Genomic DNA, 12,242 nt, shown 5'->3' with positions numbered 1-12,242 from the left:
CTCCGCCGCAGAACCCGAGGTCAGGGGGACCGCAATGGCCACACCAGCCGCGCAGCGCACGGCCCGCACGGAGCCGGACGGCACGCCGGACACCGTCGACACGACGGCCTACCAGCGCGCTTTCGACGCGGCCGTGGCCGCCGACGAGCGCGTCGAACCACGCGACTGGATGCCCGACGCCTACCGCGCGACCCTGGTCCGGCAGATCGCCCAGCACGCGCACTCCGAGATCATCGGCATGCAGCCGGAGGCGAACTGGATCACCCGCGCCCCCAGCCTGCGCCGCAAGGCGATCCTCATGGCCAAGGTCCAGGACGAGGCCGGCCACGGGCTCTACCTGTACAGCGCTGCCGAAACCCTCGGCACCAGCCGCGAAGAACTGCTCGACAAACTCCACAGCGGCCGCCAGAAGTACTCCTCGATCTTCAACTACCCGACCCTGACCTGGGCCGACGTCGGCGCGATCGGCTGGCTGGTGGACGGCGCCGCGATCACCAACCAGGTCCCGCTGTGCCGCTGCTCCTACGGCCCCTACGCCCGCGCCATGGTGCGGATCTGCAAGGAGGAGTCCTTCCACCAGCGCCAGGGCTACGAACTGCTGCTGGCCCTCAGCAAGGGCACCCCGGAGCAGCACGCGATGGCCCAGGACGCGGTGAACCGCTGGTGGTGGCCCTCACTCATGATGTTCGGCCCGCCCGACGACGCCTCGCAGCACTCCGCTCAGTCGATGGAATGGAAGATCAAGCGCCACTCCAACGACGAGCTGCGCCAGCGCTTCGTCGACATCTGCGTCCCCCAGGCCGAGTCCCTGGACCTCACCCTCCCCGACCCGGACCTTCGCTGGAACGAGGAGCGGGGGCACTACGACTTCGGCCCGATCGACTGGGCGGAGTTCTGGGAGGTCCTCAAGGGCAACGGCCCCTGCAACGAACAGCGCATCACCCAGCGCCGCCGCGCCCACGACGAGGGAGCGTGGGTCAGGGAAGCAGCCGCGGCCTACGCCGCCAAGCACACCGGCCACACCGACAGCACCCGAACCACCGGACCCCGGACGACCGGACACCGGACAGGTCACGAGACGGCTCACGAGACAGAAGCGGAGCGAGCATGAGCACCACCGACTGGCCCCTGTGGGAGGTCTTCGTGCGCTCCCGGCGCGGCCTCTCCCACACCCACGCCGGCAGCCTGCACGCGCCCGACGCCGAGCTCGCCCTGCGCAACGCCCGCGACCTGTACACCCGGCGCGGCGAAGGCGTCTCGATCTGGGTCGTCCCGGCCGCCGCGATCACCGCCTCCTCCCCGGACGAGAAGGACCCGTTCTTCGAACCGGCCGCCGACAAGCCCTACCGCCACCCGACCTTCTACGACATCCCGGAAGGGGTGAAGCACCTGTGACCGCCACCGGCCCCGCCACCGTCCCCGTGACCGCCGCGCTCGCCCTCGGCGACGACGCCCTGGTGCTCTCCCACCGCCTGGGGGAGTGGGCCGGCCACGCCCCCGCCCTGGAGGAGGAGGTCGCCCTCGCCAACATCGCCCTGGACCTGCTCGGCCAGGCCCGGGTGCTGCTCTCACTCGCCGGCGACGAGGACGAACTGGCCTACCTGCGCGAGGAACGCTCCTTCCGCAACCTCCAGCTGGTGGAGCAGCCGGGCGGCGACTTCGCCCACACCATCGCCCGCCAGCTGTACTTCTCCACCTACCAGCATCTGCTCTACGCCGAACTGGCCGCAGGCGACGGCCCCTTCGCCCCCCTGGCCGCGAAGGCGGTGAAGGAGGTCGCCTACCACCGCGACCACGCCGAGCAGTGGACCCTGCGCCTCGGCGACGGCACCGAGGAGAGCCACAGGCGGATGCATGACGCCTGCGAGGCGCTGTGGAAGTTCACCGGGGAGATGTTCCAGCCGGTGGCGGGCCTCGACGCGGACTGGACCCGCCTGGACGAGCGCTGGCGGGAGTCCGTTGAGGACGTCCTCCGCCGTGCCACCCTGCCCGTCCCCGAGGGACCGCGCACCGGCGCCTGGTCGGCGGGCGCCGGCCGGCAGGGCCTGCACACCGAGCCGTTCGGCCGGATGCTCGCCGAGATGCAACACCTGCACCGCAGCCACCCGGGGGCGACATGGTGACCGCCACCGCCCTGGAGGCGGAACTGCTGGAGCTGGCCGGCGCGGTGCCCGACCCCGAACTTCCCGTGCTCACCCTGCGGGAACTGGGCGTCCTGCGCGCGGTGCACGTCCAGGGCACCGACACGGTCGACGTCGACCTGACCCCCACCTACACCGGCTGCCCCGCCATCGAGGCGATGTCCCTCGACATCGAACGGGTCCTGCGCGCCCACGGCATGCGCGAGGTCACGGTCCGCACGGTCCTCGCACCCGCCTGGTCCACCGACGACATCACCCCCGAAGGCCGCCGCAAACTCCGGGAGTTCGGCATAGCTCCCCCCCGCGTACGCGACGGCTCCGGCCCGGTGCCCCTGCCCCTCGGCCCGACCCGCACGAGCGCGACGCACGCCGCGGCCGACCCGGACCCCGTCCGCTGCCCGCACTGCGGCTCGGCCGACACGGAGCTGCTGAGCAGGTTCTCCTCCACGGCCTGCAAGGCGCTGCGCCGCTGCCTGGCCTGCCGTGAACCGTTCGACCACTTCAAGGAGTTGTGATGGCGCGCTTCCACCCGCTCCAGGTGGCCGCGGTCGACCGGATCACCGACGACGCCGTCGCCCTCACCCTCACCGTCCCGCCCGCCCTGCGCGCGGAGTTCCGGCACGCACCCGGCCAGCACCTGGCGCTGCGCCGCAGAGTCGACGGCACGGAGATCCGGCGCACCTACTCCATCTGCTCCCCCGCCCCCGACCCGGCCGGCCCGGGCCCGGACACGCTGCGGGTCGGCGTACGGCTCGTGGAGGGCGGCGCCTTCTCCGCCTACGCGCTGAAGGAGATCAACGCCGGCGACGAGCTGGACGTGATGACCCCGGCCGGCCGCTTCACCCTGGACCCGGCGCCGGGACTGTACGCGGCGATCGTCGGCGGCAGCGGCATCACCCCGGTGCTGTCCATCGTCACCACACTGCTGGCACGCGAGCCGGAGGCCCGGTTCTGTCTGATACGCGGTGACCGTACGGCCGCTTCGACGATGTTCCTGGAGGAGGTCGCCGACCTGAAGGACCGCTATCCGGAGCGGTTCCAGCTGGTGACCGTGCTCTCCCGGGAGGAGCAGCAGGCGGGTCTGCCGTCCGGCCGGCTCGACCGGGAGCGGCTGACCGCGCTGCTTCCCGTGCTGCTGCCGGTCGAGCAGGTCGCGGGGTGGTTCCTGTGCGGGCCGTACGGGCTGGTGCAGGGCGCGGAGCAGGCGCTGCGCAAGCTGTCCGTGGACCGCTCCCGGATCCACCAGGAGATCTTCCACGTGGACGCGGGCTCGCCCCCGGCCGCTTCCGCCCAGTCCCCCGCGCACAGCACGGTCATCGCCCGGCTGGACGGACGCGGTGGCACCTGGCCGGTGCGTGACGGCGAGACGCTGCTGGAGACGGTCCTGCGCAACCGGCCCGACGCGCCCTACGCCTGCAAGGGCGGAGTGTGCGGTACCTGCCGCGCCTTCCTGGTCTCCGGCGAGGTCCGTATGGACCGCAACTTCGCCCTGGAGTCGGAGGAGACGGAAGCCGGGTATGTGCTGGCCTGCCAGTCGCATCCGCTGACGGAACAGGTGGAGCTGGACTTCGACCGCTGAGGGCTGCCCGGGCCGAATCGGGGGGTGGGGAGGGAGGGGGGGAGGGGGGAGGGCCCCCAACACACCGAGAACCAACACCTCTCCACCCCTCCCCCCCCTCCACCCCCATTCCCTTCTCCTAGAACCTGTTCTATCTTGACGCAGCGTCAGATCACCGGACCCGCCGGAGGGACAGGCCGTGGACTTCACCTTCACCGAGGAGCAGCGGGCGGCGGCAGAGGCGGCGCGCGGCGTGTTCGCGGGCGTCGTGCCGGACGCGGTGCCCAGTCCGGCGCTCACCACCGGCGCCGTGACCGAGGGCTTCGACCGGGAGCTGTGGGCCCGGCTCGCCGAGGCGGACCTGCTGAGTCTGCTGCTCGACGAGGCGCACGGCGGCTCCGGTCTGGACGCGATCGCACTGTGCCTGGTGCTGCGCGAGTCCGCCCATGTGCTGGCCCGGGTACCGCTGTTGGAGCACAGTGCGGCGGCCGCGGCCGTACAGACCTATGGCGGGCCGGAGTTGGCGGAGCGGCTGCTCGCGCGGGCGGGGCGGGGTGAGCTGGTGCTGACCGTCGCGGCGCACGGCCGCAGCGGCCACGATCCGGCCGAACTGGCCGTGGGCGCACGGCGGGACGGGTCGGCGTGGGTGCTGGACGGGGTGCAGACGGCGGTGCCGTGGGCGTACGACGCGGACCTCGTCGTCGTGCCGGCGCACGTCGAGGGGACGGCGGCCGAGCGGACCGTGCTCGCGCTGGTGCCGCGCGAGCGGGACGGGGTGGTACTCGCCGAGCAGGTGTCCACCAGCGGGGAGCGGCTGGCCGAGGTACGGCTGACGTCGGTCCGGGTCGAGGCGGACGAGGTCGTCGAGGCGGACGGGGCGTGGGAGTGGCTGCACGCGCTGCTGGCCACCGGTACCTGTGCGCTGGCGCTCGGGCTGGGCGAGCGGGTGCTGAGGATGACGGCCGAGTACACCGGACAGCGCGAACAGTTCGGGTACCCGATCGCGACGTTCCAGGCGGTGGCCGTGCAGGCCGCGGACCGCTACATCGATCTGCGCGCCATGGAGGCCACCCTCTGGCAGGCCGCGTGGCGGATCGCCTCGGGAGCTCCGGGTGCGCTGCCCGCCGCCGGTGACGTCGCGGTGGCGAAGATCTGGGCGGCCGAGGGCGTGCGCCGGGTGGTGCAGACGGCACAGCATCTGCACGGCGGGTTCGGCGCCGACACCGACTGTCCGCTGCACCGCTATCACGCCTGGGCCAAGCACCTGGAGCTGGCGCTCGGCCCGGCGGCGGCGTACGAGGAGAGGCTCGGGGATCTGCTGGCGGCCCATCCACTGGGCTGACCGCGCCGGACCCGGCTCACGTCGGCCGAGCGGGCACGGGCCGAGCAGACACGAACCAAAGCCGGCACGAGCCAGGCGGGCACGGGCCAAAGCCTGCACGGGCCAAAGCCTGCACGAGCCGAGCGGGCACGGCCGAGCGCAGGTGAGCCGGGCTCACATAGGCCGACGGCGTGGGGGCCAAGGGCGTAGGAGCCGAGCGCCCGCGGGTGAGCGCCCGCGGGTCGGTCGCGTGGCCCGGGGAGGAGTCGTCCCGGCAGAGATGAAGCCCGGGCAGAGACGGCGGGGAAAGCTACAGGACCTGGCCGGGCTTGCCCTCGTCCGTGAACACCGGGCGGCCTGCGGCCTGCCAGATCTGCATGCCGCCGTCGACGTTGACCGCGTCGATGCCCTGCTGGACCAGGTACATGGTGACCTGGGCCGAGCGGCCGCCGGAGCGGCAGATGACGTGGACGCGGCCGTCCTGCGGGGCGGCCTCGGTCAGCTCGCCGTAGCGGGCCACGAAGTCGCTCATGGGGATGTGCAGCGCCCCCTCGGCGTGGCCCGCCTGCCACTCGTCGTCCTCGCGGACGTCCAGCAGGAAGTCGCCGTCCTTGAGGTCCGCGACCTCGACCGTGGGCACACCAGCTCCGAAACTCATGTACCCGACGCTACCCGAAGCTCCCCGGTGCCAACCGAGGCACCTGCGCGGCTACGACCGGGCCCGGTGGCGGCTCCGGTCCGGTGGCGGCTCAGGCCTGGCCCAGCAGGGCGGCCAGTTCGCTCTCCCGTTGGGCGATGTCCGCGCGCAGCCGGCCGGCGATCTCCTCAAGCAGGGCGTCGGGGTCGTCCGGGGCCAGCCGCAGCATGCCGGCGATCGCGCTCTCCTCCAGTTCACGGGCGACGTGGGTGAGCAGCTCCTTGCGCCGGGAGAGCCAGTCGAGGCGGGCGTACAGCTCCTCGGCGGCGCTCGGCAGGCGTTCGGGCGGCACGGGGCCGGCCGCCCACTCCTCGGCCAGTTCCCGCAGCAGCGCCTCGTCGCCGCGGGCGTAGGCGGCGTTGACGCGGGTGAGGAATTCCTCACGCCGCTTCTGCTCCTCTTCCTCCTGGGCGAGGTCGGGATGGGCCTTGCGGGCCAGCTCGCGGTAGAGCTTGCGGGCCTCCTCGCTGGGCCGCACCCGCTCCGGGGGGCGTACGGCCTGGTCGGTGAGCATGGCGGTGGCCTCAGGGAACAGGCCGTGGCCGTCCATCCAGCCGTGCAGCAGTTCCTCCACGCCGGGGATCGGCAGGACGCGGGCGCGGGCCTCCTCGGCGCGGCGGATGTCCTCCGGGTCGCCGGTGCGGGCCGCCTTGGCCTCGGCGATCTCGGCGTCCAGCTCCTCGATGCGGGCGTAGAGGGGGCCGAGGCGCTGCTCGTGCAGCCGGGAGAAGTTCTCGACCTCGACGCGGAAGGTCTCCACGGCGATCTCGTACTCGATCAACGCCTGCTCGGCGGCCCGTACGGCCCGCTCAAGCCGTTCCTCGGGCCGGGGCGCCTCTTCGGCTTCCGGGGTCGTCATCCGACCAGAGTAGGTGGTGAGGATGCGGCATCCCGCCGTAGGGCTGAGGATCGTGCGCCTGCTGCGGGTTCGTGGGGGATCCCACGCCCGGGCGGCGCAGCCGCACGCCGGCACGGACGCACGCCCCTTGCGGGGTGCTGCCGCATGTCGACACAACCGCATGCCCCCCGACGGCGGCCACCGCACATCCGCACAGCCCCACGCCCCACAACGACCGCCACCGCACATCCGTACAGCCGGGCGTCCCTTGGGGCGCGGTCACACCGTCTCTGTTCACACCCCCGACTCGGCCGCGATCCGCCCCGCGCGGACCGCTGTCACCAGTGCCGCGTGGTCCGCCTCGGTGCGGTCGGCGTAGGCGACGGCGAACGCGGCGATCGCCTCGTCCAGTTCCGTGTTCTTGCCGCAGTAGCCGGCGATCAGCCGCGGGTCGGCGCTGTGGGAGTGGGCGCGGGCCAGGAGGGCGCCGGTCATGCGGCCGTAGTCGTCGATCTGGTCGGGGGCGAGGGCGGCGGGGTCGACGCTGCCCTTGCGGTTGCGGAACTGGCGGACCTGGAAGGGTCGGCCGTCGACGGTCGTCCAGCCGAGCAGGATGTCGCTGACCACCTGCATGTGTTTCTGGCCGAGGACCACCCGGCGCCCCTCGTGCTCCGCCGGCGGGGTCTCGAAGCCGGCGGTGGCCAGGTGCGGGACCAGGGCGGACGGGCGGGCCTCCTTCACCTGGAGCACCAGTGGCTGTTCGCGGTGGTCGAGGAGCAGGACGACGTAGGACCGGGTGCCGACGCTGCCGGTGCCGACGACCCGGAAGGCCACGTCGTGCACGGCGTGCCGGGCGAGCAGCGGGTGCCGGTCCTCGCTGAGGGTGTGGACGTAGTGCTCCAGGGAGGCGGCGACCGCGGCGGCCTCGGCGTCGGGGATCCGGCGCAGTACCGGAGCGGCGTCGATGAAGCGGCGTCCGCCGTCCTCGGCCACCTGGGTCGACTTGGCGGCGAACCGGCCGCTGGTGTTGGCCCGTGCCTTGTGCGAGACGCGCTGGAGGGTGCCGAGCAGATCGTGGGCGTCGGTGTGGGAGACCAACTCCTCGTCGGCGATGGCGTTCCAGGCGTCCAGCACCGGCAGTTTGGCGAGGAGGCGCATGGTGCGCCGGTAGGCGCCGACCGTGTCGCGTGCCGCGGAGCGGCAGGTGTCCTCGTCGGCGCCGGCTTCGCGTCCGGCGAGCACGAGGGAGGCGGCGAGCCGTTTCAGGTCCCACTCCCAGGGGCCGTGTACGGTCTCGTCGAAGTCGTTGAGGTCAATGACGAGGTCGCCGCGGGGGTCGCCGTACAGGCCGAAGTTGGCCGCGTGCGCGTCGCCGCATATCTGGGTGCCGATCCGGGTCATCGGTGTGCGGGCGAGGTCGTGGGCCATCAGTCCGGCCGAGCCGCGCAGGAAGGCGAACGGGGTGGCGGCCATGCGTCCGACGCGGAGCGGGGTCAGCTCCGGGATGCGGCCGGCGTTGGACTCGACGACCGCGGTGACCGCGTCGGGGCGGGCGGGGTCCGGGTCGAGGGTGCGGTGTGCGTCCCGCGGCACGCTCGTCCGCAGTGCCTTGCCCTCGTCCTTGGGCGAGCCCTGCCGTGGCCATGCGGCGAAGCCGCGCACCCGGGGCAGCCGACGGCTCCCCTGCGCCACCACGTGCCCGCCCGTCTCCGCCACCGCGTGACCGTCCGTCCCCGCCTCCGCGCTCACACCCGCGTGACCGTCCGTCTCCGTGCCCGCGTCCGCCATCACTTCCACACCGGTCAACGCGACCGCCTCCCCCGAACACCGAACGCCGAACATCGCGGCCCGGACCGCAGAGCGAGCAGCGGGCGCCGAACGATCCTCCGCACGAACATCAACTCGTGCAGACCGTACAGCCGGTGGCCGTCACGCGTCAGACCCTGTGGATAACTCCCTGTGGGCAACCGCGCCGTGGGGCGCGCGCCGTGGAGCACTGCGAGAAGAGAGCTTCCTCACACGACGCACACAAAATCAGGCAGCCGTACAACGGCCGTACATACGACTACGGGCCCATCGTTTTCACGATGGGCCCGTAGCCTCTGTGTGCGCGAGGGGGGAGTTGAACCCCCACGCCCTTGCGGGCACTGGAACCTGAATCCAGCGCGTCTGCCTATTCCGCCACCCGCGCATTGGGTGTGTCTTCCGGTTCCTTCCCTTTCGGGCCGGCCCCTTCCGACATCCAGAACATTAGCACGTCGTACGGGGTGGGTTCACATCCCTTTCCGCGGCCCCGGCCCACGCCCCTGACCACCGGTTCCTGCCTGCGCCGGCGTCCCGTCCACGCCTCGTACGCGCGCCACCCGCGCCCCGTGCGGACCCCTTGCGCCCCGCGCGTCGTCGCACGTATCAGCGAGACCCGGTTCACGTATCAACCTCGTACCGGTACCCGCCGTCTGCCCAGGAGGCGGGCCGGGTCCACAGCCGGGTGCGGGACACTGGTCTGCGCGCGCCTCTACGATCCATGGCAGGAACCGGCTGATCGCCGGGCGCGTAGATACGATCAGTGAGCAGAGCGCAGTAGTACAGAGCACGGCAAGGGAAACGGCAGGGACGGAGGAGGTGCCCCATGGGAGTCCTGAAGAAGTTCGAGCAGCGTCTCGAAGGCCTGGTGAACGGCACCTTCGCCAAGGTCTTCAAGTCCGAGGTCCAGCCCGTGGAGATCGCGGGCGCGCTCCAGCGTGAGTGCGACAACAACGCCACGATCTGGAACCGCGACCGGACCGTCGTACCGAACGACTTCATCGTGGAGCTGAGCGCGCCGGACTACGAGCGGCTCAGCCCGTACTCCGGGCAGCTCGGCGACGAGCTGGCCGGGATGGTGCGCGACTACGCCAAGCAGCAGCGCTACACCTTCATGGGACCGATCAAGGTCAATCTGGAGAAGGCCGAGGACCTCGACACCGGTCTGTACCGGGTGCGCAGCCGCACTCTCGCCTCCTCCAGCAGCCAGGCGGCCCCGCAGGCCCCGCAGGCGGCACCGGGCGCCGGTGGCCACGGAGGGCAGCCGGCCATGCCGGCCGGTGCGCCCCCGATGCCGTCGTCGCCGCCGCCCGGCGGTGCCCGCCCCGGCGGTTACGGCTACCCGCAGCCCGCCGGACAGCGGCCGGCGGCCGCTCCCGCGAGCGGCGGGCGCACCCGCTACTGGATCGAGATCAACGGCACCCGCCACCAGATCTCCCGCCCGACGCTGGTGCTGGGTCGCAGCACCGACGCCGACGTGCGGATCGACGATCCCGGCGTCTCGCGCCGGCACTGCGAGATCCGGACCGGAACGCCCTCGACGATCCAGGATCTCGGCTCCACCAACGGCATCGTGGTGGACGGGCAGCACACCACCCGCGCTACGCTCCGCGACGGCTCGCGGATCGTCGTGGGCAGCACCACCGTTATCTATAGGCAAGCCGAAGGGTGAAGCGGGGGCAATGTCAGAGCTGACCCTCACGGTCATGCGGCTGGGTTTCCTGGCCGTACTGTGGCTGTTCGTGATCGTGGCCGTGCAGGTCATCCGCAGCGACCTGTTCGGTACGCGCGTCACCCAGCGCGGATCGCGTAGGGAGGCCGGGCGCCAGCAGCAGGCGCCCCGGCAGCAGGCCGCGCCGCCCCCGCCGCAGCGCGGCCAGCAGAGCGGCGGCAGGCGCGGGCGCGGCGCCCCCACCAAGCTGGTCGTGACGGAAGGCACACTGACCGGCACCACGGTCGCGCTGCAGGGCCAGACGATCACTCTGGGCCGGGCGCACGACTCCACGATCGTGCTGGACGACGACTACGCCTCCAGCCGTCATGCCAGGATCTACCCGGACCGCGACGGCCAGTGGATCGTCGAGGACCTCGGCTCCACCAACGGCACCTATCTGGACCGGTCCCGGCTGACGACCCCCACACCGATCCCGCTGGGCGCGCCGATCCGCATCGGCAAGACCGTCATCGAGCTGCGGAAGTAGTGCTACGTCATGAGTGAGCGCGAGCGGAGCGAGCACGCAGCGGCAGGCCGCCACCCGGCCGCCGGCGCGCTCCCGACCGGAGGGTGGGCAGTGTGGCTCGACACGACCGGCTGTACCCGGAACCGACGGGCGAGGTGGGCATGAGTCTGTCACTGCGCTTTGCCGCCGGATCGCACAAGGGCATGATCCGGGAGGGCAACGAGGACTCCGGTTACGCGGGGCCCCGGCTGCTCGCGATCGCCGACGGCATGGGCGGCCAGGCCGCCGGTGAGGTCGCCTCCTCGGAGGTCATCTCCACCCTGGTCTCGCTCGACGACGACGTGCCCGGCTCCGACATCCTCACCTCGCTCGGCGTCGCCGTGCAGCGCGCCAACGACCAGCTGCGCGCCATGGTCGAGGAGGACCCCCAGCTGGAGGGCATGGGGACGACGCTGACCGCGCTGCTGTGGACCGGGCAGCGGCTCGGCCTGGTGCACGTCGGTGACTCCCGCGCCTATCTGCTGCGCGACGGGGTGCTGACCCAGATCACGCAGGACCACACCTGGGTGCAGCGGCTCGTGGACGAGGGCCGGATCACCGAGGAGGAGGCGACCACGCATCCGCAGCGCTCGCTGCTGATGCGCGCCCTCGGCAGCGCCGAGCACGTCGAGCCCGACCTGTCGATCCGCGAGGTCCGGGCCGGCGACCGCTACCTGATCTGTTCCGACGGGCTCTCCGGCGTCGTCTCCCACCAGACGATGGAGGAGACCCTCGCCAGCTACCAGGGCCCGCAGGAGACCGTGCAGGAGCTGATCCAGCTCGCGCTGCGCGGCGGCGGCCCCGACAACATCACGGTCATCATCGCGGACGTGCTGGACCTGGACACCGGCGACACCCTCGCCGGGCAGCTGTCCGACCAGCCGGTCGTGGTCGGCGCGGTCGCCGAGAACCAGCACCATCTGCACGACAACGGCATCATGCAGACCCCGGCCGGCCGCGCCTCGCACCTGGGCCGCCAGGGGCACGGCGGCGGCGAGTTCGGCCCGCCCGGCTCCGGCGACCCCGACGGGTACGTCCCGTCGGGCGGCTTCGCCGACTACGCCGACGGCGACTTCACCAAGCCGCGCCGCCGCGGCTGGCTGAAGGGAACGCTGTACGGCGCCCTCGCGCTCGCCGTGATCGGCGGCGGCCTCTACGGCGGCTACCGCTGGACGCAGACGCAGTACTACGTCGGCACCAAGGACGAGCACGTGGCGCTGTACCGCGGCATCAGCCAGGATCTGGCCTGGGTGTCGCTGTCGAAGGTGGAGAAGGACCACCCCGAGATCGAACTCAAGTACCTGCCGCCGTACCAGCAGAAGCAGGTCAAGAACACGATCGCGGCGGGCGGTCTCCAGCAGGCCGAGACGAAGATCGAGGCGCTGTCGGTGCAGGCCTCCGCGTGCAGGAAGCAGGCGGAGCGCACGGCCGCGGAGTCGCAGAAGAACGCGAGGACGGGCCAGGGCCAGGCCGGGGGCACCACGGGAACCACCCGTACCTCCCTCGCGTCCAAGGCGACACCGACGCCGCACCCATCCGGTTCGACGTCGGCTTCGAAGAACCCTTCGAAGCCGCCGACCGCGTCCGCCACTCCCAACCCCGGCCCGAGCCTCTCCGAGGATGAGCAGAAGGTCGTCGATCAGTGCGGCAAGCAGTAACCCCGCC

12 protein-coding genes and 1 tRNA gene are annotated in these 12,242 nt (G+C 72.2%); 9 read left to right on the top strand and 4 right to left on the bottom strand.

Annotation, left to right across the window (positions count from 1 at the left end; genetic code table 11):
- Window positions 1-34 precede the first annotated feature (34 nt).
- From paaA to AC4OXY_RS26210, 6 genes are all read left to right on the top strand, one after another.
- Window positions 35-1,111: a 1,2-phenylacetyl-CoA epoxidase subunit PaaA gene (gene paaA, locus AC4OXY_RS26235; RefSeq protein WP_356025964.1), complete on the top strand. Its 1,077-nt coding sequence runs from the start codon at window positions 35-37 to the stop codon at window positions 1,109-1,111.
- The gene (paaB, locus tag AC4OXY_RS26230; RefSeq protein ID WP_030640248.1) at window positions 1,108-1,395 is read left to right on the top strand and encodes a 1,2-phenylacetyl-CoA epoxidase subunit PaaB; all 288 of its coding nucleotides are present in this window, start codon (window positions 1,108-1,110) and stop codon (window positions 1,393-1,395) included. Before paaA ends, paaB begins: the two co-directional genes overlap by 4 nt.
- Window positions 1,392-2,123 (top strand): 1,2-phenylacetyl-CoA epoxidase subunit PaaC, encoded by a 732-nt coding sequence (gene paaC, locus AC4OXY_RS26225; protein WP_362820685.1) that lies wholly within the window; start codon window positions 1,392-1,394, stop codon window positions 2,121-2,123. Before paaB ends, paaC begins: the two co-directional genes overlap by 4 nt.
- The gene (gene paaD / locus AC4OXY_RS26220) at window positions 2,117-2,656 is read left to right on the top strand and encodes a 1,2-phenylacetyl-CoA epoxidase subunit PaaD (RefSeq protein ID WP_356025959.1); all 540 of its coding nucleotides are present in this window, start codon (window positions 2,117-2,119) and stop codon (window positions 2,654-2,656) included. The genes paaC and paaD overlap by 7 nt, the downstream gene beginning before the upstream one ends.
- Entirely contained in the window at window positions 2,656-3,720 is a 1,065-nt protein-coding gene (locus tag AC4OXY_RS26215; protein WP_356025956.1) for a 2Fe-2S iron-sulfur cluster-binding protein, read from the top strand. Before paaD ends, AC4OXY_RS26215 begins: the two co-directional genes overlap by 1 nt.
- Window positions 3,721-3,898: 178 nt before the next feature.
- Entirely contained in the window at window positions 3,899-5,041 is a 1,143-nt protein-coding gene (locus AC4OXY_RS26210) for an acyl-CoA dehydrogenase family protein (RefSeq protein WP_362820683.1), read from the top strand.
- Between the two features lie 289 nt (window positions 5,042-5,330).
- Here AC4OXY_RS26210 and AC4OXY_RS26205 read toward each other — a convergent pair whose 3' ends face one another.
- The 4 genes from AC4OXY_RS26205 to AC4OXY_RS26190 all read right to left on the bottom strand — a co-directional run bounded on the left by AC4OXY_RS26205 (window position 5,331) and on the right by AC4OXY_RS26190 (window position 8,746).
- Entirely contained in the window at window positions 5,331-5,660 is a 330-nt protein-coding gene (locus tag AC4OXY_RS26205) for a rhodanese-like domain-containing protein (protein ID WP_491994642.1), read from the bottom strand.
- Window positions 5,661-5,769: 109 nt separating this feature from the next.
- A complete protein-coding gene (locus tag AC4OXY_RS26200; RefSeq protein ID WP_356025951.1) occupies window positions 5,770-6,576 on the bottom strand; it encodes a hypothetical protein in 807 nt (268 codons plus the stop codon).
- A gap of 273 nt (window positions 6,577-6,849) precedes the next feature.
- Window positions 6,850-8,343: a DUF2252 domain-containing protein gene (locus tag AC4OXY_RS26195; RefSeq protein WP_491994641.1), complete on the bottom strand. Its 1,494-nt coding sequence runs from the start codon at window positions 8,341-8,343 to the stop codon at window positions 6,850-6,852.
- 319 nt (window positions 8,344-8,662) lie between these two features.
- Window positions 8,663-8,746: transfer RNA gene (locus AC4OXY_RS26190), tRNA-Leu, on the bottom strand.
- Between the two features lie 438 nt (window positions 8,747-9,184).
- Here AC4OXY_RS26190 and AC4OXY_RS26185 point away from each other — a divergent pair.
- The 3 genes from AC4OXY_RS26185 (at window position 9,185) to AC4OXY_RS26175 (ending at window position 12,235) form a co-directional block, all read left to right on the top strand.
- Window positions 9,185-10,030: an FHA domain-containing protein gene (locus AC4OXY_RS26185; protein WP_356025949.1), complete on the top strand. Its 846-nt coding sequence runs from the start codon at window positions 9,185-9,187 to the stop codon at window positions 10,028-10,030.
- A gap of 10 nt (window positions 10,031-10,040) precedes the next feature.
- Complete coding sequence (locus AC4OXY_RS26180; protein WP_356025946.1) at window positions 10,041-10,559, top strand: FHA domain-containing protein FhaB/FipA; 519 nt, start codon at window positions 10,041-10,043, stop codon at window positions 10,557-10,559.
- A 140-nt stretch (window positions 10,560-10,699) separates the two neighbouring features.
- Complete coding sequence (locus AC4OXY_RS26175; RefSeq protein ID WP_356026187.1) at window positions 10,700-12,235, top strand: Stp1/IreP family PP2C-type Ser/Thr phosphatase; 1,536 nt, start codon at window positions 10,700-10,702, stop codon at window positions 12,233-12,235.
- The last annotated feature ends 7 nt before the right edge of the window (window positions 12,236-12,242 follow it).

It is taken from the genome of Streptomyces sp. HUAS MG56, from assembly GCF_058673395.1.
Note: the sequence above shows the minus strand (reverse complement) of the source record. Positions and strands in the feature narration are given on the sequence as shown.

Excerpts from the sequence above, each read along its gene's own strand:
- paaA (WP_356025964.1), top strand. The coding sequence starts at position 35 with ATGGCCACACCAGCCGCGCAGCGCACGGCCCGCACGGAGCCGGACGGC.
- paaB (WP_030640248.1), top strand. The coding sequence starts at position 1,108 with ATGAGCACCACCGACTGGCCCCTGTGGGAGGTCTTCGTGCGCTCCCGG.
- paaD (WP_356025959.1), top strand. The coding sequence starts at position 2,117 with ATGGTGACCGCCACCGCCCTGGAGGCGGAACTGCTGGAGCTGGCCGGC.
- AC4OXY_RS26215 (WP_356025956.1), top strand. The coding sequence starts at position 2,656 with ATGGCGCGCTTCCACCCGCTCCAGGTGGCCGCGGTCGACCGGATCACC.
- AC4OXY_RS26200 (WP_356025951.1), bottom strand. The coding sequence starts at position 6,576 with ATGACGACCCCGGAAGCCGAAGAGGCGCCCCGGCCCGAGGAACGGCTT.
- AC4OXY_RS26195 (WP_491994641.1), bottom strand. The coding sequence starts at position 8,343 with ATGGCGGACGCGGGCACGGAGACGGACGGTCACGCGGGTGTGAGCGCG.
- AC4OXY_RS26185 (WP_356025949.1), top strand. The coding sequence starts at position 9,185 with ATGGGAGTCCTGAAGAAGTTCGAGCAGCGTCTCGAAGGCCTGGTGAAC.
- AC4OXY_RS26180 (WP_356025946.1), top strand. The coding sequence starts at position 10,041 with ATGTCAGAGCTGACCCTCACGGTCATGCGGCTGGGTTTCCTGGCCGTA.
- AC4OXY_RS26175 (WP_356026187.1), top strand. The coding sequence starts at position 10,700 with ATGAGTCTGTCACTGCGCTTTGCCGCCGGATCGCACAAGGGCATGATC.